The following is a 21076-nucleotide window of genomic DNA, read 5'->3' as shown; positions in this document are numbered from 1 at the left end:
CGAAGCTGCCTGCCATCTCCGAAGCGAATTGTTAGACTCAAAGCCATTCCAATCTGGAATCGGGCCATGGAATTCAAACAGCTCAAAAGCTTTGTCGAAGTCATTCATCAAGGCGGCTTCACCCAAGCCGCGAAGACCCTGCACATCAGTCAGTCCGCCGTGAGCAAGCAGATCGCCCAGCTCGAACAGAGTCTCGGCACCCCGCTTCTCGAACGGCTCGGCTCGCAGATACGCCTGACCGCCGCCGGCAGTGTGGTGTTGCATCGGGCCGAAGGCATGCTGCGCTTGCGCAATGAATTGCTCAGCGAACTGGATGACCTCAGCCAACTGGCACGGGGCGAGTTACGTCTCGGGCTGCCCTTGCTGGGCAGCGATGCATTGTTTGCCGGGCTGTTTGCCGAATACCGACGGCGCTATCCGAACATCAGCGTGCAGTTGCTTGAAGGTGGCAGCCGCAATATCGAACAGGCGGTGCTCAGCGGGGAGCTGGAGTTGGGTGGCAGTCTGCTGCCGAAGGATCCGCAATTCGACTTTCAGCCGTTCTGTGATGAACCGCTGGATGCGCTGCTTCCGGTGGATCACCCGCTGGCGGCAAAAGGCGAAATCGGTCTGGAGGAACTGGCCGATACGCCGTTCCTTTTGTATCAGCGCAGTTTCGTGCTCAACGATCGTTTGCTTCAGGCGTGCCAGCAAATGGGCTTCACGCCGAAAGAAGGCGGGCGCAGTGGTCAGGCGGATTTTCTCGCGGCGCTGGTCGCCGCCGGGCAGGGCGTGGTGTTGCTGCCCAGCGTGGTGGCGCGCGGTCTGGTGCGGCCAGGCGTGGTGCGCCTGACCTTGAACGCGCCGGACTACCTGCGCTGGGACATCGCTTTCATCTGGCGCCGGGGCGCCTATCTGTCGAAGGCTGCGCAGGCCTGGCTGGCGCTGCTGCGTGAACGCGGGATCAGCCCTTGAGCGTGGCGATCAACTGTTGCAGCCAAGGCTCGGCGTCGGTTTCCGGGGTGACGCTTTCGCTGGCGTCGATGCGCAGCATGTCCTGCACCTCGCGTACGCCCAGTTCGCCGAACAACTCGCGCAGTTGCTCGCCGCCGCCGCAGAAAGTGTCGCCGTAACTGGCGTCACCCAAGGCGATTACCGCGCCGGGCAAGCCCCGCCAGGCCGCCGGTAACTGATCGCGAATGGCCGAATACAAAGGTTGCAGGTTATCCGGAAGCTCACCCATGCCGGTGGTCGAGGTCACGCCCAGCAGGGCTTCAGGGCCAAAAGCCTGGAGATCGGCAAGGCTGGCGCGCGAGTTGTAGAAGGTTTCAAAACCGGCGGCGTTCAACAGGCTCTGAGCGTGGCGAGCGACTTCTTCGGCCGTGCCGTACACCGAGCCGGAGAGGATGGCGACTTTCATCAATCTGATCCTGAAACTGAAAAAAAGAGCGCCGATAGTAACAGCCGGCGACGTCATGTTGCGATTGGCTCTCGATAAGCGCTGATGGCCAGTAGACAGCGCCGGGCGATCTTCTAGAATGCCTTCGGTCGATAACCTTGAAAGGATTCAAAGATGATCAATGCCAGTCTCATGCAAATGGTGATCAACGCGTCGAACGATGGAATCGTGGTGGCCGAACGGGAGGGTAAGGATGACAACATCCTGATTTACGTGAACCCGGCCTTCGAACGCCTGACCGGCTACACCAGCGAAGAAATCCTTTATCAGGATTGCCGTTTCCTGCAGTCGGGCGATCGCGATCAGGAGAACCTGGCCCTGATTCGCGATGCCCTGCGCAACAACGGCTCATGCCGGGAAATTCTGCGTAACTACCGCAAGGACGGCACGCCGTTCTGGAACGAGCTGTCTCTTTCAACGGTTAAAAATGTGGACGACGGGCAGACCTACTTCGTCGGCGTGCAAAAGGACGTCACCGTTCAGGTCAAGGCTCAGCAGCGGGTTGCGCAACTGGAAGCCCAGGTGGCGGCACTGGAAGCAGAACTTGCAGCCTTGAAAGCGACGAACGGCGCAAACAAAACTGCGAACTAAGTGTCAGTAACTACAATCACCAATGACTTTGTAATTATTCATTTCGAGTTAACCAATGCAGCGCGACGCCCTCCTCACTCAGGATGAGCTGGATTTCATCCAGACCATGCAACACAACCCGCAACTCAATGTGCGGGATGCGACGTCGAGCCTGCTGGTCAATGGTGGTTCGCAGATCCGTGACCTGCTAACGCGTCTGGCGGCCCATGAGCAAGTCACCATCCAGGCCAACTTCGAAAATCAGCAGATGACTTTCCCGCTGCATCTGGTGGAGGACGAATTTCACGCCCTGCACCTGCGCCTGGGTGTACCGAGCATCTATGAAGACGGGCCGATGGTGCGTCCATGGCGCCTGACTCTGGAAGAGCCAGTGGCACTGGAAAATGCCAAGGGCCAGCCAGGTACGTTGTGGGTGCACGAGGTTTCCCACAAGGGTGTGCTGCTGGAAGTGCGCAACAAGACCAAACCGCCGAAGCATTTTGCCTTGTGGTTCAGCCCCTCGGGCTACGAGCGGATCTCCCTGCGCGGGACGTTCGAGCGGGAAACCGAAAGCGGCTTTTACGCTTACGAGCTGAGCCAGAGCGATGCCGACGAAACCGAGCGTCTGCGCCAGTTCATTCTGCAACAGCATCGTCTGACCCACCCTGCCCTGCACACCTGATACTCAGGTATCCAGCGTCCCCGCCAGAAACTGATTCATTCGCTGGCGCATTGTCGAACCTTCATTGCCCAGACAGCCGACCGATGATCCCGCCAGGCTGTCCTGGGCCAGATCGGCCGCATCGCCCGCCAGCAGCAACTGACAATCCAGACTCAGCGCCAACCGGTTCAGCCGCCTTGGAAGCTCGGCAGTCGGTGCGTGATTGGAAAAAAGCACGAGGGCTTGAGGTTTGATCTTTTCGCACACCAGCGTCAGCTCATCGAACGGCTGACCGGTCGTGAGCACACGAACGCCCGCGTCATTGCCACTGAGGAACAGCGCCGCCACCAGCAATTCGAGCTCGCGACATTGACCGGCCAGCGCGCTGACAATTACCTTGCGCGGTTGCGAGCCACGCAGCACGACAATGCGCTGCAGCACCTTGGCTCTCAGAAAACCATCGAAGAACAACCACTCACTGGTTTGCCCGAATGCATCCTGACGCTGCAGCATTTGCAGCCACAGCGGCATCAGGATGTCCTGAAACACCACGGGCAAAGCATAGGAAGAGAAAATCTGACCGTAGACCCGATCAAGCAACTGATCGTCGAAAGTGCTGACCGCCTGCTTAACCTGCTCCTGCCACTGGATATAGTCCGCGTGCACCAGGTCATCGGGAATCAGATGAGCCAGCACCTTCATCGGCTCGGTCTTGGCCAGGATCTTGCCCACCTTGCTCACGGCAACACCCCGGTCGATCCAGTCGACGATGCTGCGAACACGCTCGATATCGGTCATCGAATACAGGCGATGCCCACTCTCGGTGCGCGTTGGCTGGATCAATCCGTATCGCCGCTCCCATGCGCGCAATGTCACCGGGTTCACCCCGGTCAGGCGCGCCACTTCACGTATAGGGAAAAGATCCTCGCGCTCCAGCGCAACAGATTCCTGCGAAGCAGGGCGAACGTCTGTGATCACAGGCATTGGTGCGGACACGTCCTTGTTGGCAAAGTTGGATCCATTCTACTCCTGATGCCCCATGAAGGTTCAAGCGATCAAATGGAACGAAAGTCTCGGGTTCGTCACGGAAATAAGGAATAATCCTTGCTTGTCAAAAAACGCAGCCCTCTACCCCGGCGCTGCGTCAGGCGAAACTCCTACCCGGAGCGACGCACATGCAATACGGAGATACACAATGTCTACTTCCCCCGTCACGCTGATGGTCGCGCGTCGTGTCGCCAATGGTCGTTATCAGGACCTGATCGCTTGGTTGCGAGAAGGCGAACAACTGGCCACCGACTTCCCCGGTTATCTCGGCTCCGGCGTACTGGCTCCGCCTCCCGGCGACGATGAATTCCAGATCATTTTCCGCTTCGTCGACGAACAGACCCTGCACGCCTGGGAACACTCGGCATCGCGCACTGCATGGTTGGCCCGCGGCAGCGATCTGTTCGCCCACCCGACGGAACATCGGGTCAGCGGGATCGAAGGCTGGTTCGGAGCCGCCGGGCATCGCCCGCCGCGCTGGAAACAAGCTGTGGCGATCTGGCTCGCGTTCTTCCCGGTGTCGCTGCTGTTCAATTTCGTGCTGGGCCCGCTGCTCGCGGAAATGAGCCTGTTGCCGAGGGTCTTCATCAGCACGCTGTGCTTGACCCCGTTGATGGTCTATTTTTTCATTCCGCTGTCGACCCGCCTGCTGGCCGGCTGGCTCAACCCGGCGCCTGCACGCCCGCTGCCTGCCGCACCCTCCACGCAAAATCGCTGAAACCGTCGCTCGCGTCGCTGTTATAGTTTTTGCTCTGACTTCGACGCGAGCCGTACATGACTTCTCCCACCGCTCCCATCCTTATCACCGGCGCCGGCCAGCGGGTCGGCCTGCATTGTGCGCAGCGTCTGCTGGAAGATGGTCATCGGGTGATCTTCACTTACCGCAGCGAACGGCCGGGTGTGAAGACCTTGCGGGATCTGGGCGCCCTAGGGCTGCACGCGGACTTTTCCAGCGAAGCTTCGATCCTCGCCTTCATCACCGAGCTGAAGTCACACACCGACAGCCTGCGCGCGATCGTGCACAACGCCTCGGAGTGGCTGGCGGAAACCGCTGACGGCGAAGCCGAAGCCTTCAGCCGCATGTTCAACATTCACATGCTGGCGCCGTACCTGATCAATCTGCATTGCGCTGAATTGCTGCAACGTTCGAGTCCTGCCGACATCATCCACATCAGCGATGACGTCACCCGCAAGGGCAGCAGCAAACACATCGGCTATTGCGCCAGCAAGGCCGGGCTCGACAGTCTCACGCTGTCCTTCGCCGCGCGCTACGCGCCGTCAATCAAGGTCAACGGCATCGCACCGGCCCTGCTATTGTTCAATCCCGACGACGACGCGGAGTACCGTGCCAAGGCGCTGGCCAAGTCCGCGCTGGGCATCGAACCCGGCAGCGAAGTGATTTATCAGAGCCTGCGTTATCTGCTCGACAACCCGTATGTCACCGGCACCACCCTGACCGTCAACGGCGGGCGGCACGTCAAGTAATACGCCCCCGCGAGGATGCTCCATGACCCGTTCCCTGCCCGAGAATTACCGCGAGATCCTGATCGGCCTCGGTGAAGATCCCGACCGTGAAGGCTTGCTCGACACACCGGTGCGCGCGGCCAAGGCCATGCAGTATCTGTGTCACGGCTACGAACAGAGCGTCGACGAGATCGTCAATGGCGCGCTGTTTGCCTCCGACAGCGACGAGATGATCATCGTCGCCGACATCGAGCTCTATTCGTTGTGCGAACATCACCTGCTGCCCTTCATCGGCAAGGCCCATGTGGCTTATATTCCGACGGGCAAGGTGCTGGGGCTGTCGAAGATCGCGCGGCTGGTGGACATGTTCGCCCGCCGCCTGCAGATCCAGGAAAACCTCACCCGCCAGATCGCCGAGGCGGTCCGGCAAGTCACCGATGCCGCCGGTGTCGCGGTGGTCATCGAAGCCCGGCACATGTGCATGATGATGCGCGGTGTCGAGAAACAGAATTCGACCATGAACACCTCGGTCATGCTCGGCGCCTTCCGCGAGTCGAGCAACACCCGTCAGGAGTTCCTGCAATTGATTGGACGGAGCAAGTAAATGCCACAACTTCAACCGGGAATGGCGCGCATCCGGGTCAAGGATCTGCGCCTGCGCACCTTTATCGGGATCAACGAGGACGAAATCCTCAACAAGCAGGATGTGCTGATCAACCTGACCATCCTGTACGCCGCACAGGAAGCGGTGCGTGACAACGACATCGACCACGCGCTGAACTACCGCACCATCACCAAGGCGATCATCGCCCACGTGGAGGGCAACCGTTTTGCCCTGCTCGAACGCCTGACCCAGGAGCTGCTGGATCTGGTAATGGCCAACGAATCGGTGCTGTACGCCGAAGTCGAAGTCGACAAGCCGCATGCCTTGCGATTTGCCGAATCGGTGTCGATCACCCTCGCGGCCAGCCGCTGAACGTGTCTGGCGCTCCGGGCGTCAGACTTTTATCATCCGCGCCACGATTTGACTGCACAGAGCCCATCATGACCGAGCAACAACGCCTCGAACTCGAAGCCGCCGCCTTCCGCCGGCTGGTCGCCCACCTGGACAGCCGCAAGGACGTGCAGAACATCGACCTGATGAACCTCGCCGGGTTCTGCCGCAACTGCCTGTCCAAGTGGTACAAGGCCGAGGCTGACGAGCGCCGGATCGAGGTCAGCCTCGACGATGCCCGTGAAGTGATTTACGGCATGCCGTACGCCGACTGGAAAGCCCAATATCAGCAAGAAGCCAGCGCCGAACAACAAGCGGCGTTCGCCAAAGGAAAACCCCATGAGTGATCTGAACACCCTGCGCGCCAGCCTCAAGAGCGGCGAACACGTTTTTGCCGACACCCTGTCGTTCATCGCCGCCGGTTACGACTACCAGCCGCAGGCGTTCAACAACGGCGGCGTGGAAAACGCCGCCGGGCAGAACGAAGGTTCGTGCAAGACCTTGGGTCTGGCGTTGCTGGAAGGCTTGAGCGATGAAGAAGCACTGCTGGCGTTCGGCGAGCACTACCGCTCGGTCGTGGCAACACCTGAAGGCAGCGATCACGGCAATATCCGTGCGCTGATCCAGCACGGTCTGGCGGGCGTGAAATTCGAAGCGCAACCGCTGACCCGCCGCTGATTCCCCAGCGAATCGCAGGCATGAAAAAACCGGCCAATTGGCCGGTTTTTTCGTTTCTGCGATCTTAGAACGAAGCGTTCTGCAAACCGTCCAGGTAACGCTCGGTGTCCAGTGCCGCCATGCAGCCGGCGCCGGCCGAGGTGATGGCCTGACGGTAAACGTGGTCGGCCACGTCGCCGGCAGCGAAGATGCCTTCGACGCTGGTCGCAGTGGCGTTACCTTCACGGCCACCCTGAACGACCAAGTAGCCGTCTTTCAATTCCAGCTGACCTTCGAACAGCGAGGTGTTCGGGGTGTGGCCGATCGCGATGAACACGCCGTCGACCTTGATTTCGTCGAAGCTGCCGTCGTTGTTCTTCAGACGCGCACCGGTCACGCCCATGTTGTCGCCCAGCACTTCGTCCAGGGTCGCGTTCAGTTTCAGCTCGATCTTGCCTTCGGCCACACGGGCGTTGAGCTTGTCGATCAGGATCTTCTCGGCGCGGAAGGTTTCGCGACGGTGAATCAGGGTGACCTTGCTGGCGATATTGGCCAGGTACAGGGCTTCTTCGACAGCGGTGTTGCCGCCACCGACCACGGCCACCGGCTTGTTGCGATAGAAGAAACCGTCGCAGGTCGCACAGGCGGAAACGCCTTTGCCCATGAACGCGTCTTCCGACGGCAGGCCCAGGTAACGAGCGCTGGCGCCAGTGGCGATGATCAGCGCGTCGCAGGTGTAGGTGCCGCTGTCGCCGGTCAGGCTGTATGGCTTGGAAGCGAAGTCCACAGCATTGATGTGATCGAAGACGATCTCGGTTTCAAAACGCTCGGCGTGCTCGCGCATGCGCTCCATCAGCACCGGGCCGGTCAGACCATGGACGTCGCCCGGCCAGTTGTCGACTTCGGTGGTGGTGGTCAGTTGACCGCCGGCCTGCATGCCGGTGATCAGCAGCGGCTTGAGGTTGGCGCGGGCAGCGTAGACGGCAGCGCTGTAACCGGCAGGGCCGGAACCGAGGATGATCACTCGCGAATGACGGACTTCAGACATGAACCTGCTCCTGTTGACCGGCCAAGACACCTGGCCGGACGCCGGACTGCCGGCGGGAATAAAAAAGGACTGTGGATAACCTTGGGGAAGGCGTGAGCTCGACAGTCCTGTAAAAAGTTGGGTGCAGCGTATCGAGGGGGGCAAGATTAAGGAAATACGGTTTAACAATCCAGCTCATAGGTGGTCTCTATGCCGACACACTGACTAGATGGACGTCTTTGTTACAGTGAATGTCGATCTCGCCGCCGTGCTTTCACAGGTTCTGCAAAGTCGGTAAGGTCGGCGCGTTTTCCCTTGCTCGGAGCACCTTATGCCCGCCCCTGTTCTGTCCGGCCCGCAATACCTGCGCGAAGGCCTCAAACTGGTCTTGAGCCCGGGCCTGCGCCTGTTCGTGCTGCTGCCGCTGGCCATCAACCTGGTGCTGTTCGTCGGATTGATCTATCTGGCCGGCCACCAGTTCAGCCTGTGGGTTGATACGCTGATGCCGTCGCTGCCCGAATGGCTGAGCTTTCTCAGTTACATCCTGTGGCCACTGTTCGTGGTACTGGTGGCATTGATGGTGTTCTTCACCTTCACCATGCTGGCCAACGTGATCGCTGCGCCCTTCAACGGCTTCCTCGCGGAAAAAGTCGAAGTCGTAGTGCGCGGCACCGACGACTTCCCGGCCTTCAGCTGGGGCGAACTGATCGCGATGATCCCGCGCACCCTGGCCCGGGAAATGCGCAAGCTCGGTTATTTCCTGCCCCGGGCGATCGGCCTGTTCATCCTCTCGTTCATCCCGGTGGTGAACATCGTCGCCGCACCGCTGTGGTTACTTTTCGGCGTCTGGATGATGGCGATCCAGTACATCGACTACCCGGCGGACAACCACAAGCTGGGCTGGAACGAAATGCTCACCTGGCTGCGCCAGAAGCGCTGGCAGAGCATGAGCTTTGGCGGGATCGTCTATCTGGTGCTGCTGATTCCGGTGGTGAACATCCTGATGATGCCGGCCGCGGTGGCCGGGGCTACGTTGTTCTGGGTGCGTGAGCGCGGGGCCGAGAATCTGGTGACGCAACGCTGAGGCCGCGTCACAAATCCATCATCCGAACGTCACAACCACGACATGGCCTCAGCCGACACTGAGGTCATGACGACAGCTCTACATATCACCCTCATCAGCGAAACCTTCCCACCGGAAATCAACGGCGTGGCCAATACCCTTGGTCGATTGTGCGACGGTTTGCGCGCACGCGGGCACCGGGTGGAACTGGTGCGACCGCGTCAGGCTGACGATCCACAGCGCACTGAAGACGACTCGTTGCTGCTGTGCCGGGGCTGGCCGTTGCCGGGTTATCCGGGGTTGCAATGGGGTCAGTCGTCGATGCACAAGTTGCTGCGGCGCTGGACCCGCCAGCGCCCGGACGTGCTCTATATCGCCACCGAAGGCCCGCTCGGGCTGTCGGCGTTGCGCGCAGCTCGGCGACTTGGCATCGCCGTGGTCAGCGGCTTTCACACCAACTTCCAGCAATACACCCACCAGTACGGACTGGGTTTGCTGACCCGTTTGCTCACCCATTATCTGCGCTGGTTTCACAATCGCTCTGCCTTGACCCTGGTGCCGAGCGTCAGCCAGCGCCTGGAACTGGAGCGTCGGCACTTTGAACGCCTGGCGCTGCTGTCGCGGGGTGTCGACAGTCAGTTGTTTCACCCGGCGAAACGCCTGAATGCCTTGCGTGAGCAATGGAGTCTTGGTGAGCAGGACATTGCCGTCATTCACGTAGGACGCCTGGCGCCGGAGAAGAACCTCGGCCTGCTCAAGCGCAGTTTCGACAAGCTCGCCGGCACTTATCCACAACGCAATATGAAGCTGATCGTGGTCGGCGACGGGCCGCAACGGTTGGCACTGGAAAAGGAACTGCCCAAGGCAGTTTTTTGCGGCTCGCAACGGGGCGAAGCACTGGCGGCGCACTATGCGTCGGGGGATGTGTTTCTGTTTCCGAGCCTGACCGAAACCTTCGGCAACGTCGTGCTGGAAGCGCTGGCCTCAGGCCTTGGGGTGGTGGCTTACGATCAGGCCGCGGCGGCCCAGCATATTCGCCATGGCTACAACGGCGTGCTGGCGATGCCCGGGGATGAAGAGGCGTTCTGCGAGGCAGCGGTGTGGCTGCTGGAAGAGGATGAAAGGTTGCGCTGCGTGCGCCTGAATGCACGCCAACACGCCAGCCGCCAGGGTTGGGCGGCTATCGTCGAACAGTTTGAAAACCATTTGCTGGGGGCTTGCCGCGACCTGCGCGACAAGCCTCCCACAACGATCAAACCAGCGTCATCAACGCCTCACGGCTGAACGGCAGAATGTCCTGCTCGCGGCCTTCGCGCACTTTCTGCGCCCAGTCCGGATCCACCAGCAGCGCACGCCCCACCGCCACCAGATCGAACTCGTCGTTGTTCAGACGCTCCAGCAGTTTTTCCAGACTGGCCGGTTGCGCGACCTTGTCGGTGTTGACCATGAACTGGAGGAACTCGCCGTCGAGGCCGACGCTGCCGACGGTGATGGTTGGTTTGCCGGTCAGCTTGCGTGTCCAGCCGGCCAGGTTCAGGTCGGAACCGTCGAATTCCGGCTCCCAGAAACGGCGCGTCGAGCAGTGGAAAATGTCCACGCCAGCGTCGGACAACGGCTTGAGGAACTCGCCCAGCGCTTCGGCTGTTTGCACCAGACGCGCGGTGTAGTCCTGCTGTTTCCACTGCGAGAAACGGAAGATGATCGGGAAGCCTTCGCCCACCGCCGCGCGTACGGCCTGGATCAGCTCGATGGCGAAACGCGAACGGTTGGCCAGGCTGCCACCGTATTCGTCAGTGCGCTGATTGCTGCCTTCCCAGAAGAACTGGTCGATCAGGTAACCGTGGGCGCCGTGGATTTCCACGCCGTCCATGCCGATGCTTTGGGCATCTTTCGCCGCTTGGGCGAAGGCTGCGATCACGTCCTGGATGTCCTGTTTGGTCATGCGGTGTACGACGACCTGACCGTCCTTGAGTTTTTCCGACGGGCCGTAACCCGGCACGCTCGCGTCTGGCTCGGTGCCCAGACGGCGCACATTGCCGACGTGCCACAGTTGCGGAACGATCTTGCCGCCTTCTGCGTGTACCGCCTCCACGACTTTTTTCCAGCCGGCCAACGCCGCTTCACCGTAGAAGTGCGGCACGTTCGGGTAACCGTTGGAAGCCTGGTGGCCAACGGTGGTGCCTTCAGTGATGATCAGGCCGACACCGGCCGCCGCACGACGACGGTAGTATTCGATCACTTTGGAATTGGGCACGCCGCCCGGGGAAAACGAACGGGTCATCGGCGCCATGACCACGCGGGTCGGCAGTTCGAGGGCACCGAGCTGGAACGGTTTGAACAGGGCTTGCACGGGCATGGGAGGCTCCACGAAAAGGTTATCGACGGGCATGCGATTCATATGACGGCGATAATATGTTTAGTTCCACCCAGCCGCTAGCACTATTGATCTGAATGATTAAGGGTCAAAAGGCAGGCGAAAAAAATCGCAGCTCGAGGGCTGCGATTTTGGTGTTTCAGCTCAGGGCTTTTTCAATCGCCGTAATCACCGAAGGATCATCCGGCGCCGTGCGCGGCGAGAACCGGGCCAGTACCCGACCGTCCTTGCCGAGCAGGAATTTCTCGAAATTCCAGGTGATGTCACCGGGAAACTCCGCGCCCTCGCCCGCCAGCAGACGGTAAAGTTGATGACGGTCGTGACCGTTGACTTCGAGCTTTTTCGACAACGGAAAACTCACGCCATAGTTGAGGCTGCAGAATTCCTGGATCTCCTGCTCACTGCCCGGTTCCTGGCCGGCAAACTGGTTGCACGGCAGGCCCAGCACACTGAAGCCTTTGCCTTTGTATTGCTGATAAAGGTTTTCCAGGGCCGCGTACTGTGGGGTCAAGCCGCATTTGGAGGCGACGTTGACCACCAGCACGACTTGGCCCTTGAAGGGTGCCAGCGGTAGCTCCTGACCATCCAGGGCTGTCAACTTAAGGTCGTGAAAAGCACTCATGACGAACTCCAGATTCCCGTGTTCTACTCGAAACAGCCACTTGGCGAGGCCACCAAGGACAGCCGCGGACTAAAAAGGCGCCCTCGGGCGCCTCTCCAGTACTCGAAAGCTTAGCGCAGAAAATCAGTGGTGATGGCCACCTTCGCCATGGACGTGACCATGAGCGATTTCTTCCTGGCTGGCGTCACGGATGGCAACGACTTTCACTTTGAAGTTCAGGCGCTGACCGGCCAGCGGGTGGTTGCCGTCGACGGTGACGTCGTCGCCGTCCAGGTCACGAATGGTGACGATCTGCATCTGGCCGTCCGGCGCCGAAGCGTGGAACTGCATGCCGACTTCCAGCTCGTCAACGCCTTCGAACATGCTGCGGCTCAGGGTGCTGACCAGTTCAGCGGCGTATTCGCCGTAGGCATCTTCCGGCTCGACGGAAACTTCCAGATCGTTGCCGACTTCTTTACCTTCCAGGGCTTTTTCCAGGCCCGGGATGATGTTGCCTGCGCCATGCAGGTAGACCAGCGGAGCGCCGCCGGCGGAGCTGTCGATGACCTCACCAGCGTCGTTGGTCAGGGTATAGTCGATGGAGACAGCCTTATTGGCGGCGATCAGCATGGGGCGAGACCTTTTGCATAAGAATGAAGAACGGACAAGTCTAAACAAGGATTTGCCCGAAAGCGAACAGAACCCGGACAGACGGGATCGATTGGCGCCCGTGACCGTCACCGGATTCCATCAGGACGAGGACGGCCACTGGGTCGCCGAGCTGTCCTGCGGCCACACCCAGCACCTGCGCCACCTCCCGCCCTGGCAGTCCAGGGCATGGGTCCTGGACGCAACGCAACGTATTGAAAAAATAGGCCAACCCTTTGCTTGCGGTTGGTGCGCTCAAGGCTCGGTTAGCGATAACCTTGGCGACTGAATTGCGGCAGATCGGCACACAGAGACGATCGCCATTGCCATGCACCCTTAGAGAATCCGCATGCAAACTTTTTTTATCGCGCCCACCGACTTTGGTGTGGGTCTGACCTCCATCAGCCTCGGGCTGGTGCGTACGCTGGAACGGGCCGGGCTGAAAGTCGGCTTCTTCAAACCGATTGCCCAGCCGCATCCGGGCGACACCGGCCCTGAGCGCTCCACCGAGCTGGTGGCCCGCACCCACGGCCTGAAACCGCCGCAGCCACTGGGCCTGGCCCATGTCGAGCGGATGCTCGGCGACGGTCAGCTCGACGAATTGCTTGAAGAAATCATCACCCTCTACCAGCAGGCCGCCATCGGCAAAGACGTGCTGGTCGTCGAAGGCATGGTACCGACCCGCAGCGCCAGCTACGCCGCGCGGGTCAACCTGCACCTGGCCAAGAGCCTGGATGCCGAGGTGATTCTGGTCTCGGCCCCGGAAAACGAAGTGCTGACCGAACTGTCGGGCCGCGTCGAGTTGCAGGCGCAGTTGTTCGGCGGGCCGAAAGACCCGAAAGTCCTCGGCGTGATCCTCAACAAGGTCAAGACCGACGAAAGCATGGACGCCTTCGCCGCGCGCCTGAAAGAGCATTCGCCCTTGCTGCGCACCGGTGATTTCCGTCTGCTCGGCTGCATTCCGTTCCAGCCCGAACTCAACGCCCCGCGCACCCGCGACGTCGCCGACCTGATGGGCGCCCAGGTGCTCAACGCCGGCGACTACGAAACCCGGCGCATGACCAAAACCATCATTTGCGCGCGCACCATGCGCAACACCGTGGACCTGCTCAAGCCCGGCGTGCTGGTGGTGACCCCCGGCGATCGCGACGACATCATCCTCGCCGTCAGTCTCGCCGCTATCAACGGCGTGCCGCTGGCCGGCCTGCTGCTTACCAGCGATACCCTGCCGGATCCGCGCATCATGGACTTGTGCCGTGGCGCGTTGCAGGCCGGTCTGCCAGTGCTGTCGGTGAGCACCGGCTCCTACGACACGGCCAACCTGCTCAACGGCCTGAACAAGGAAATCCCCGTCGATGACCGCGAACGCGCGGAGATCATCACCGACTTCGTCGCCAGCCATCTGGACGCCAACTGGCTGCACCAGCGCTGCGGCACGCCACGGGAAATGCGCCTGTCGCCGGCGGTGTTCCGTTATCAATTGATTCAACGCGCGCAGGCCGCCAACAAACGCATCGTCCTGCCCGAAGGCAGCGAGCCGTTCACCGTGCAAGCGGCGGCGATCTGTCAGGAACGCGGGATTGCCCGTTGCGTGCTGCTGGCCAAACCGGCAGACGTTGAAGCCGTGGCCAGAGCCCAGGGCATCACGCTGCCGCCGGGGCTGGAAATCCTGGACCCGGACCTGATCCGCGAACGCTACGTCGAACCGATGGTCGCCCTGCGCAAGAGCAAAAGCCTCAATGCGCCGATGGCCGAGCAGCAACTGGAAGACACCGTGGTGATCGGCACCATGATGCTCGCGCTGGATGAGGTCGACGGACTGGTCTCCGGCATCATCAACACCACCGCCAACACCATCCGCCCGGCGCTTCAGCTGATCAAGACCGCGCCGGGCTGCACGCTGGTGTCGTCGGTGTTCTTCATGCTGTTCCCCGAGGAAGTGCTGGTCTACGGCGACTGCGTGATGAATCCGCACCCGAGCGCCAGCGAACTGGCCGAAATCGCCCTGCAAAGCGCCGACTCGGCCGCCGCGTTCGGCATCACCCCGCGCGTGGCGATGATCAGCTACTCCAGCGGCGAATCGGCCACCGGCGAGGAAGTCGAAAAGGTCCGCGAAGCCACCCTGCTCGCCCACGAACAACAGCACTCTTTGCTGATCGACGGCCCGTTGCAATACGACGCCGCCGCCAACGAAACCGTGGCCCGCCAACTGGCGCCGAACAGCCAGGTGGCCGGTCGCGCCACAGTGTTCGTGTTCCCCGACCTGAACACCGGCAACACCACCCACAAAGCCGTGCAGCGCAGCGCCGATTGCGTCAGCCTCGGCCCGATGCTGCAAGGCCTGCGCAAACCGGTGAACGATCTGCCGCGCGGCGCGCAGGTCGACGACATCGTCTACACCATCGCCCTGACCGCGATTCAGGCTGCCAACCGACCTCTGGATATCTGACCCGATGCTGGCTTTCCTCCCTGCCACCCTGCGCGGCGTGATCGCCGCGCTGCTGCTGGCGCTGAACACGATCCTGCTGTGCTCGTTCCTGTTTCTCGTGGCACTGATCAAAGTGCTGCCGTTCGACCTCGCACGCCGCGCCTCACGCTGGCTGATGAGCCACACCCACGAAGCCTGGATCAGCAACAACAAAGGCTGGATGAACCTGGTCCGCCGCACCCGCTGGCACCTCAGCGGCCTGCAAGGCCTGGACTATCAACACTCGTACCTGATCACCAGCAACCACCAGAGCTGGGTCGACATCCTGGTGCTGCAATACGTGCTCAACCGACGCATTCAGCCGCTGAAGTTCTTTCTCAAGCAGGAACTGATCTGGGTCCCGGTCATCGGCCTGGCGTGGTGGACACTCGGCTTCCCGTTCATGAAGCGCTATTCGAAGGCCTATCTGGAAAAACACCCGGAAAAGAAAGGCAAAGACCTCGAAACCACCCGCAAGACCTGCGCTAAATTCCGCGACAACCCGGTAGGCATCTTCAACTTCGTCGAAGGCACACGCTTCACCGAAGGCAAACACGCGCAGCAGCAATCACCGTTCAAATACTTGCTCAAACCAAAGGCCGGTGGCATCGCATTCGTACTGGATGCGATGGGCGAACAGCTGGAATCGATCGTCAACGTGACCATCCACTACCCGGGCGGACGCCCTGGCTTCTGGGACCTGCTGTGCGGCAACGTCCGAGACGTAGTGGTGCACTTTGAAGAGCTGAAGATCCCGCCGCAGTTCATTGGCAGGAACTATGACCAGGACGGCGAGTACCGCCTGCAATTCCAGGGCTGGATCAATCAGCTGTGGCAAGACAAGGATTCACTGCTGGAACAGATGCACCGCGAATATCCAACGAAGTAATCAGGTGTCTGTAATACCCTCATCGCGGGCTTGCCTGCGATGACAACTTCAAGGACACAAAAAAAACCACCGATGATCCCTCATCGGCGGTTTTTTCATTTCCAGTCAGCGCTTAAATCGCGCCACGCTTACGCAACAGATCCAACACCTGCTTCACGCTTTCATCAAGCGACAACGATTGAGTGTCGATCACCAGATCAGCATCCAGCGGCACGTCATACGGGAAAGACTCACCCGGAATGTTATCGCCACCGGCAGCGTACAGACCTTGCGGATCACGCTCTGCGCACACAGTCGGCGAGGCCTGGACATAAACCGTCAACAGACGCTCCCTGCCAATCAGATCCTTCGCCTGCTCACGACCTTCGGCACTCGGCGCCACAAACGCAGCAAGCGTCAACAGACCCGCTTCGTTGAACTGACGCGCCACGTGTGCAGCACGACGCCAGTTCTCGGTGCGACCGGCGCGATCCTGCGGCAGACCTTTGTTGAGGTCATGACGCAGATTCTGACCATCCAGCACAAACACCGCACGACCCAGATCGAACAGCTTGCGCTCGACCGCGTACGCCAAGGTGCTCTTGCCAGCGCCCGACAAGCCGCTGAACAACACAGTGGCCGGTTGCTGACCGAAACGCTGAGCGCGCTCTTCGGTCGCTACATGGGCCAGTTTGCCGTGGTGCGTAGCCGTACCATGGGTCACCGGCTGAGCGACGATCATACCGGCGCCTACAGTGCCGTTGGTCAAACGGTCGATGACGATGAACGCGCCGGTGGTGCGGTTGCTGTCGTAACCGTCTAGGGCGATCGGCGCGTCGAGCGCGATCTTCACCTTGCCGATTTCGTTGAGCTGCAACGCGCTCGCCGGGCCTTCTTCGAGGGTGTTGACGTCGACCTTGTTGACGATGCTGGCGATGGAGCCCGGCACGTAACTGGTGGCACGCTTGATGTCGTATTTCTTGCCCGGCAGCATCGGCTCTTCAGCCATCCACACCAGCATCGCTTCGAAGCTGTCGGTCACCGGCGGAACGTTGTCGGCGTGTACCAGCAGGTCGCCACGGGAGATGTCGATCTCGTCTTCCATGGTCAGCGTTACCGCCTGGCCAGGACCTGCGTGTTCCAGTTCACCCTCGAAAGTGACGATGGATTTCACGCGGCTGCTCTTGCCCGACGGCAGGACCACGACTTCGTCGCCCTTCTTGACGATGCCGCTGGCCAGGGTACCGGCGAAACCGCGGAAGTTCAGGTTCGGACGGTTGACGTACTGCACCGGGAAACGCAGATCGGTGAAGTTGCGGTCGCCCGCCACTTCCACGGTCTCGAGGATTTCCATCAGCGACTGCCCGGTGTACCACGGCGAGCGCTCGGACTTGTTCACCACGTTGTCGCCCTTGAGAGCGGACATCGGCACGAAGTGCATGCTCGTCGGCTTCATCTTCAAGCCTTCGGCGAACTTCAGGTAGTCGGCCTTGATCGACTCGAACACGCCCTGATCGAAGCCCTTGAGGTCCATCTTGTTGATGGCGACGACGATGTGCTTGATGCCCAGCAACGAGGCAATGAAGCTGTGGCGACGGGTCTGGGTCTGCACGCCGTAACGGGCGTCGACCAGGATAATCGCCAGGTCACAGGTGGAGGCACCGGTGGCCATGTTGCGGGTGTACTGCTCATGGCCGGGGGTGTCGGCGATGATGAATTTGCGCTTGGCGGTAGAGAAATAGCGGTAGGCGACATCGATGGTGATGCCCTGCTCGCGCTCGGCCTGCAGGCCGTCGACCAGCAATGCCAGGTCGATGTCGTCACCGGTGGTGCCGACTTTCTTCGAATCGCGGGTGATGGCTTCCAGGTGATCTTCGTAGATCATCTTCGAGTCGTGCAGCAGGCGCCCGATCAGGGTGCTCTTGCCGTCATCGACGTTACCGCAGGTCAAAAAGCGCAGCAGCTCTTTACGTTCGTGCTGGCCCAGGTAGGCGAGGATGTCCTCGCTGATCAAATCAGATGCGTGCGACATGACAACCCCTTAGAAATAACCCTGACGTTTCTTGTCTTCCATCGAGCCTGCGCCATCGTGGTCGATGACCCGGCCCTGGCGCTCGGAAGTTCGCGTCAGGAGCATTTCCTGAATGATGTCCGTCAGGCTTTCGGCCTCGGACTCCACCGCGCCCGTCAACGGGTAGCAGCCAAGGGTACGGAAACGCACTTTCTTTTTGACGATGCGCGCCTTGTCCTCGTCGGACAGGTGCTCGAGGATGCGCTCGTCGTCGATCATGATCAGCGTGCCGTTCTTCTCGATCACTTCGCGCTCGGCGGCGAAGTACAGCGGTACGATCGGGATGCCTTCGAGGTAGATGTACTGCCAGATGTCCAGCTCGGTCCAGTTCGACAGCGGGAATACACGAATGGATTCGCCCTTGTTGACCTTGCCGTTGTAGACGTTCCACAGCTCGGGACGCTGGTTCTTCGGGTCCCAGCGGTGTTTGCTGTCGCGGAACGAGTAGACGCGCTCCTTGGCGCGGGACTTCTCTTCATCGCGACGGGCACCGCCGAAGGCTGCGTCGAAACCATGCTTGTCGAGTGCCTGCTTCAGGCCCTCGGTCTTCATGATGTCGGTGTGCTTGGCGCTGCCGTGGGTGAACGGGTTGATGTTCTGCGCCACGCCGTCGGGGTTGATGTGAGTGATGAGGTCCAGGCCAAGCTCTTCGACCATCTTGTCGCGGAACTTGTACATTTCCTGGAATTTCCAGCGGGTGTCGACGTGCATCACCGGAAACGGCAGTTTGCCCGGGAAGAACGCCTTGCGTGCCAGATGCAGCATCACGGCGGAGTCTTTACCGATGGAGTACAGCATCACCGGGTTGTCGAACTCGGCGGCCACCTCGCGGATGATGTGGATGCTTTCCGCCTCCAGCTGTTTCAGATGCGTCAGTTTGTCGACCATGGCTACTCACGAAAGCTTTCTTATGAACGGCCAGCGGGCCGTGTTCGAGCGGGGAATCCTAGCACAGCGACCTCTTCTAATCAGGACGCCAACTAGATCGAAAGGGCATATGAATATGCCCGCCCGTTCGGGTGCTTCCAGGCAAAAGTCAGATCGGATTCGGGCAGTCGATGAAGATGTGCTCGAGGGCAAAACGCTTCGCCAGGTAGTCGCCCAGCGCCTGCACGCCATAGCGTTCGGTGGCGTGGTGGCCGGCGGCGATGAAGCTGATGTCGTTTTCCCGGGCGCTGTGGAATGTCTGCTCGGAAGCTTCACCGCTGAGGAACAGATCGACGCCGGCCGCGATCGCATTGTCGATGTAACCCTGGCCGCCGCCGGTACACCAGCCGACCCGACGGATCATCGCGCTGCCTTCGACCAGCAGCGGCTCGCGGCCCATGACCTCCTGCACTTTGCGGGCGAAGTCGCGCGGGGTCATCGGCTCGCTCAGCGAACCGACCAGACCGACGATTTTCAGATTGTCCGGATCCAGCGGCCCTTCGACGGTGATGTCCAACTGCCGGGCCAGTTGCACGTTATTGCCGACGTCCGGGTGCAGATCCAGCGGCAGGTGATAACCGAGCAGGCTGATGTCGTGCTTGAGCAGCGTCTTTAGACGGCGCTGCTTCATGCCGGTGATGCACGGGTTCTCGCCCTTCCAGAAATAACCGTGATGCACCAGCACCAGATCAGCTTCGGCCTCGACGGCGGCATCCAGCAGCGCCTGGCTGGCGGTGACGCCGCTGACGATGCGCATCACCTGCGGACGGCCCTCGACCTGCAGGCCGTTGGGGCAATAATCGGCAATTTTCGCACTGCCGAGGTAACGGTCGGCTTCTTCGACCAGGGTGCTCAGGGCGACGGCCATGAAAGACTCCTAAATATCCCGTTCAGAGGCGCGCGCGGCCTCGTATAATGCGCGACATTATGGGCGGTCTGACCCCGCCTGCAACTTTTCCAGGACGTGCTTAATGCTCAAGGCGCTGCGTTTTTTCGGCTGGCCGCTGTTGGCCGGCGTGCTTATCGCTCTGTTGATTATTCAGCGTTACCCGCAGTGGGTCGGGCTTCCGAGCCTCGACGTCAACTTGCAACAGGCCCCGCAGACCACCAGCGTGCAGCAGGGGCCAGTGTCGTATGCGGACGCGGTGACCATCGCCGCGCCGTCGGTGGTCAACCTCTACACCACCAAAGTCATCAACAAGCCGAGCCATCCGCTGTTCGAAGACCCGCAGTTCCGCCGCTTCTTCGGTGACAATTCGCCGAAGCAGAAGCGCATGGAATCAAGCCTCGGCTCCGGCGTGATCATGAGCCCGGAAGGCTACATCCTGACCAACAACCACGTCACCAGCGGCGCCGACCAGATCGTCGTGGCGCTCAAGGACGGTCGCGAAACCCTGGCCCGAGTGATCGGCAGCGATCCGGAAACCGACCTCGCCGTCCTGAAGATCGACCTGAAGAACCTGCCGGCGATCACCGTCGGACGCTCCGACAATATCCGCATTGGCGACGTCGCACTGGCGATCGGCAACCCGTTCGGGGTCGGCCAGACCGTGACCATGGGCATCATCAGCGCCACCGGCCGCAACCAGTTGGGCCTGAACAACTACGAAGACTTCATCCAGACCGACGCGGCGATCAATCCGGGCAACTCCGGTGGTGCGCTGGTCGACGCCAACGGCAACCTCACCGGCATCAACACTGCGATTTTCTCCAAGTCCGGCGGCTCGCAAGGCATCGGCTTCGCGATCCCGGTGAAACTGGCGATGGAAGTGATGAAGTCGATCATCGAGCACGGTCAGGTGATTCGCGGCTGGCTGGGCATTGAAGTACAACCGCTGACCCAGGAACTGGCCGAGTCGTTTGGCCTGTCCGGGCGTCCGGGAATTGTAGTGGCGGGGATTTTCCGCGATGGCCCGGCCCAGAAGGCCGGCCTGCAACTGGGTGACGTGATTCTCAGCATCGACGGCGAACCGGCCGGTGATGGCCGCAAGTCGATGAACCAAGTGGCGCGGATCAAGCCGACCGACAAGGTCACGATTCAGGTGATGCGCAACGGCAAGGAATTGAAGCTGACCGCTGAAATCGGTCTGCGTCCACCGCCGGCGCCGGTGAAGGAAAAAGAAGAGTAAGACTTTGTTCGCGTCACTGACGCGAATAACAGACATTCTCAACAGGCATGTTATATTGTTTCAATTAGCA

General features: G+C 60.6%; 24 protein-coding genes. 15 read left to right on the top strand and 9 right to left on the bottom strand.

The features are described 5' to 3' along the window. Positions 1-66 precede the first annotated feature (66 nt). On the top strand, positions 67-954 hold the full coding sequence (locus JKA62_RS19285) for a LysR family transcriptional regulator (protein WP_064382504.1): 888 nt from the start codon (positions 67-69) through the stop codon (positions 952-954). Here the strand turns inward: JKA62_RS19285 and JKA62_RS19280 are convergent. After that, entirely contained in the window at positions 944-1399 is a 456-nt protein-coding gene (locus JKA62_RS19280; protein WP_064382505.1) for a flavodoxin, read from the bottom strand. The two genes, JKA62_RS19285 and JKA62_RS19280, sit on opposite strands and share 11 nt — an antisense overlap. A gap of 153 nt (positions 1400-1552) precedes the next feature. Here JKA62_RS19280 and JKA62_RS19275 point away from each other — a divergent pair, with 153 nt between their 5' ends. Beyond that, entirely contained in the window at positions 1553-2029 is a 477-nt protein-coding gene (locus tag JKA62_RS19275) for a PAS domain-containing protein (protein WP_011332501.1), read from the top strand. Between the two features lie 55 nt (positions 2030-2084). Next, positions 2085-2690, top strand: a complete 606-nt coding sequence (locus JKA62_RS19270) for a hypothetical protein (protein ID WP_007957217.1) — start codon at positions 2085-2087, stop codon at positions 2688-2690. 3 nt (positions 2691-2693) lie between these two features. On the opposite strand, the gene JKA62_RS19265 is transcribed toward JKA62_RS19270, so the two are convergent. Then, the gene (locus JKA62_RS19265) at positions 2694-3653 is read right to left on the bottom strand and encodes a MerR family transcriptional regulator (RefSeq protein ID WP_011332500.1); all 960 of its coding nucleotides are present in this window, start codon (positions 3651-3653) and stop codon (positions 2694-2696) included. A 211-nt stretch (positions 3654-3864) separates the two neighbouring features. Here JKA62_RS19265 and JKA62_RS19260 point away from each other — a divergent pair, with 211 nt between their 5' ends. From JKA62_RS19260 to JKA62_RS19235, 6 genes are all read left to right on the top strand, one after another. Next, positions 3865-4434, top strand: coding sequence for an antibiotic biosynthesis monooxygenase (locus tag JKA62_RS19260; protein ID WP_011332499.1), 570 nt, complete (start codon positions 3865-3867; stop codon positions 4432-4434). Between the two features lie 56 nt (positions 4435-4490). Then, positions 4491-5201, top strand: coding sequence for a dihydromonapterin reductase (gene folM, locus JKA62_RS19255; RefSeq protein ID WP_011332498.1), 711 nt, complete (start codon positions 4491-4493; stop codon positions 5199-5201). A gap of 22 nt (positions 5202-5223) precedes the next feature. Then, a complete protein-coding gene (gene folE, locus JKA62_RS19250) occupies positions 5224-5784 on the top strand; it encodes a GTP cyclohydrolase I FolE (RefSeq protein ID WP_011332497.1) in 561 nt (186 codons plus the stop codon). Next, the gene (folX, locus tag JKA62_RS19245) at positions 5785-6156 is read left to right on the top strand and encodes a dihydroneopterin triphosphate 2'-epimerase (protein ID WP_007957207.1); all 372 of its coding nucleotides are present in this window, start codon (positions 5785-5787) and stop codon (positions 6154-6156) included. Between the two features lie 68 nt (positions 6157-6224). Further along, positions 6225-6521 (top strand): DUF1244 domain-containing protein, encoded by a 297-nt coding sequence (locus tag JKA62_RS19240; RefSeq protein ID WP_201819057.1) that lies wholly within the window; start codon positions 6225-6227, stop codon positions 6519-6521. Continuing rightward, a complete protein-coding gene (locus JKA62_RS19235) occupies positions 6514-6852 on the top strand; it encodes a HopJ type III effector protein (protein ID WP_011332495.1) in 339 nt (112 codons plus the stop codon). The genes JKA62_RS19240 and JKA62_RS19235 overlap by 8 nt, the downstream gene beginning before the upstream one ends. Before the next feature lie 64 nt (positions 6853-6916). Here the strand turns inward: JKA62_RS19235 and trxB are convergent, their stop codons facing one another. After that, on the bottom strand, positions 6917-7879 hold the full coding sequence (trxB, locus tag JKA62_RS19230) for a thioredoxin-disulfide reductase (RefSeq protein ID WP_201819055.1): 963 nt from the start codon (positions 7877-7879) through the stop codon (positions 6917-6919). Between the two features lie 310 nt (positions 7880-8189). Here trxB and cysZ point away from each other — a divergent pair, with 310 nt between their 5' ends. Continuing rightward, positions 8190-8942 (top strand): sulfate transporter CysZ, encoded by a 753-nt coding sequence (cysZ, locus tag JKA62_RS19225; RefSeq protein ID WP_201819053.1) that lies wholly within the window; start codon positions 8190-8192, stop codon positions 8940-8942. 42 nt (positions 8943-8984) lie between these two features. After that, a complete protein-coding gene (locus JKA62_RS19220; protein ID WP_201819051.1) occupies positions 8985-10205 on the top strand; it encodes a glycosyltransferase family 4 protein in 1221 nt (406 codons plus the stop codon). On the opposite strand, the gene JKA62_RS19215 is transcribed toward JKA62_RS19220, so the two are convergent. The 3 genes from JKA62_RS19215 to JKA62_RS19205 all read right to left on the bottom strand — a co-directional run bounded on the left by JKA62_RS19215 (position 10174) and on the right by JKA62_RS19205 (position 12526). Continuing rightward, complete coding sequence (locus JKA62_RS19215; protein ID WP_201819049.1) at positions 10174-11277, bottom strand: NADH:flavin oxidoreductase; 1104 nt, start codon at positions 11275-11277, stop codon at positions 10174-10176. The two genes, JKA62_RS19220 and JKA62_RS19215, sit on opposite strands and share 32 nt — an antisense overlap. A gap of 157 nt (positions 11278-11434) precedes the next feature. After that, positions 11435-11917: a glutathione peroxidase gene (locus tag JKA62_RS19210; protein ID WP_007959082.1), complete on the bottom strand. Its 483-nt coding sequence runs from the start codon at positions 11915-11917 to the stop codon at positions 11435-11437. Positions 11918-12040: 123 nt separating this feature from the next. Beyond that, positions 12041-12526 carry an FKBP-type peptidyl-prolyl cis-trans isomerase gene (locus JKA62_RS19205; protein ID WP_011332490.1) on the bottom strand — a complete coding sequence of 162 codons (486 nt, stop codon included), beginning with the start codon at positions 12524-12526 and terminating at the stop codon, positions 12041-12043. Here JKA62_RS19205 and JKA62_RS19200 point away from each other — a divergent pair. From JKA62_RS19200 to JKA62_RS19190, 3 genes are read left to right on the top strand one after another with little or no spacing between them, the layout of a single operon-like run. Next, a complete protein-coding gene (locus tag JKA62_RS19200; protein ID WP_080511033.1) occupies positions 12525-12833 on the top strand; it encodes a DUF3565 domain-containing protein in 309 nt (102 codons plus the stop codon). The genes JKA62_RS19205 and JKA62_RS19200 overlap by 2 nt on opposite strands. A 60-nt stretch (positions 12834-12893) precedes the next feature. Continuing rightward, positions 12894-14993: a phosphate acetyltransferase gene (gene pta, locus JKA62_RS19195; RefSeq protein ID WP_011332488.1), complete on the top strand. Its 2100-nt coding sequence runs from the start codon at positions 12894-12896 to the stop codon at positions 14991-14993. 4 nt (positions 14994-14997) lie between these two features. Beyond that, positions 14998-15900 (top strand): acyltransferase, encoded by a 903-nt coding sequence (locus JKA62_RS19190; protein WP_201819047.1) that lies wholly within the window; start codon positions 14998-15000, stop codon positions 15898-15900. Positions 15901-16012: 112 nt separating this feature from the next. On the opposite strand, the gene cysN is transcribed toward JKA62_RS19190, so the two are convergent. From cysN to JKA62_RS19175, 3 genes are all read right to left on the bottom strand, one after another. Continuing rightward, positions 16013-17911 (bottom strand): sulfate adenylyltransferase subunit CysN, encoded by a 1899-nt coding sequence (gene cysN / locus JKA62_RS19185; protein WP_011332486.1) that lies wholly within the window; start codon positions 17909-17911, stop codon positions 16013-16015. Between the two features lie 9 nt (positions 17912-17920). Next, positions 17921-18838 (bottom strand): sulfate adenylyltransferase subunit CysD, encoded by a 918-nt coding sequence (gene cysD / locus JKA62_RS19180; protein WP_007912374.1) that lies wholly within the window; start codon positions 18836-18838, stop codon positions 17921-17923. Between the two features lie 148 nt (positions 18839-18986). Beyond that, positions 18987-19745 carry a Nif3-like dinuclear metal center hexameric protein gene (locus tag JKA62_RS19175; RefSeq protein WP_011332485.1) on the bottom strand — a complete coding sequence of 253 codons (759 nt, stop codon included), beginning with the start codon at positions 19743-19745 and terminating at the stop codon, positions 18987-18989. A 103-nt stretch (positions 19746-19848) separates the two neighbouring features. On the opposite strand from JKA62_RS19175, the gene algW reads away from it, so the two are divergent. Continuing rightward, positions 19849-21006: a Do family serine endopeptidase AlgW gene (algW, locus tag JKA62_RS19170; protein ID WP_011332484.1), complete on the top strand. Its 1158-nt coding sequence runs from the start codon at positions 19849-19851 to the stop codon at positions 21004-21006. Positions 21007-21076: the final 70 nt, after the last annotated feature.

This window comes from Pseudomonas sp. B7 (genome assembly GCF_016735645.1).
GTDB lineage: Bacteria > Pseudomonadota > Gammaproteobacteria > Pseudomonadales > Pseudomonadaceae > Aquipseudomonas > Aquipseudomonas glycinae.
The sequence above is the reverse complement of the archived record's forward strand: the minus strand, read 5'-3'. Positions and strand labels throughout refer to the sequence as shown.

Bases quoted from the DNA above. Each gene is read 5' to 3' on its own strand.
- cysZ (WP_201819053.1), top strand. From the start codon at position 8,190: ATGCCCGCCCCTGTTCTGTCCGGCCCGCAATACCTGCGCGAAGGCCTC.
- pta (WP_011332488.1), top strand. From the start codon at position 12,894: ATGCAAACTTTTTTTATCGCGCCCACCGACTTTGGTGTGGGTCTGACC.
- JKA62_RS19240 (WP_201819057.1), top strand. From the start codon at position 6,225: ATGACCGAGCAACAACGCCTCGAACTCGAAGCCGCCGCCTTCCGCCGG.
- JKA62_RS19275 (WP_011332501.1), top strand. From the start codon at position 1,553: ATGATCAATGCCAGTCTCATGCAAATGGTGATCAACGCGTCGAACGAT.
- JKA62_RS19200 (WP_080511033.1), top strand. From the start codon at position 12,525: ATGGGGCGAGACCTTTTGCATAAGAATGAAGAACGGACAAGTCTAAAC.
- JKA62_RS19215 (WP_201819049.1), bottom strand. From the start codon at position 11,277: ATGCCCGTGCAAGCCCTGTTCAAACCGTTCCAGCTCGGTGCCCTCGAA.
- JKA62_RS19285 (WP_064382504.1), top strand. From the start codon at position 67: ATGGAATTCAAACAGCTCAAAAGCTTTGTCGAAGTCATTCATCAAGGC.
- JKA62_RS19190 (WP_201819047.1), top strand. From the start codon at position 14,998: ATGCTGGCTTTCCTCCCTGCCACCCTGCGCGGCGTGATCGCCGCGCTG.
- cysN (WP_011332486.1), bottom strand. From the start codon at position 17,911: ATGTCGCACGCATCTGATTTGATCAGCGAGGACATCCTCGCCTACCTG.
- JKA62_RS19205 (WP_011332490.1), bottom strand. From the start codon at position 12,526: ATGCTGATCGCCGCCAATAAGGCTGTCTCCATCGACTATACCCTGACC.
- JKA62_RS19280 (WP_064382505.1), bottom strand. From the start codon at position 1,399: ATGAAAGTCGCCATCCTCTCCGGCTCGGTGTACGGCACGGCCGAAGAA.
- JKA62_RS19265 (WP_011332500.1), bottom strand. From the start codon at position 3,653: ATGCCTGTGATCACAGACGTTCGCCCTGCTTCGCAGGAATCTGTTGCG.
- folM (WP_011332498.1), top strand. From the start codon at position 4,491: ATGACTTCTCCCACCGCTCCCATCCTTATCACCGGCGCCGGCCAGCGG.
- JKA62_RS19175 (WP_011332485.1), bottom strand. From the start codon at position 19,745: ATGGCCGTCGCCCTGAGCACCCTGGTCGAAGAAGCCGACCGTTACCTC.
- JKA62_RS19220 (WP_201819051.1), top strand. From the start codon at position 8,985: ATGGCCTCAGCCGACACTGAGGTCATGACGACAGCTCTACATATCACC.
- algW (WP_011332484.1), top strand. From the start codon at position 19,849: ATGCTCAAGGCGCTGCGTTTTTTCGGCTGGCCGCTGTTGGCCGGCGTG.
- cysD (WP_007912374.1), bottom strand. From the start codon at position 18,838: ATGGTCGACAAACTGACGCATCTGAAACAGCTGGAGGCGGAAAGCATC.
- trxB (WP_201819055.1), bottom strand. From the start codon at position 7,879: ATGTCTGAAGTCCGTCATTCGCGAGTGATCATCCTCGGTTCCGGCCCT.
- JKA62_RS19235 (WP_011332495.1), top strand. From the start codon at position 6,514: ATGAGTGATCTGAACACCCTGCGCGCCAGCCTCAAGAGCGGCGAACAC.
- folE (WP_011332497.1), top strand. From the start codon at position 5,224: ATGACCCGTTCCCTGCCCGAGAATTACCGCGAGATCCTGATCGGCCTC.
- folX (WP_007957207.1), top strand. From the start codon at position 5,785: ATGCCACAACTTCAACCGGGAATGGCGCGCATCCGGGTCAAGGATCTG.
- JKA62_RS19260 (WP_011332499.1), top strand. From the start codon at position 3,865: ATGTCTACTTCCCCCGTCACGCTGATGGTCGCGCGTCGTGTCGCCAAT.
- JKA62_RS19270 (WP_007957217.1), top strand. From the start codon at position 2,085: ATGCAGCGCGACGCCCTCCTCACTCAGGATGAGCTGGATTTCATCCAG.
- JKA62_RS19210 (WP_007959082.1), bottom strand. From the start codon at position 11,917: ATGAGTGCTTTTCACGACCTTAAGTTGACAGCCCTGGATGGTCAGGAG.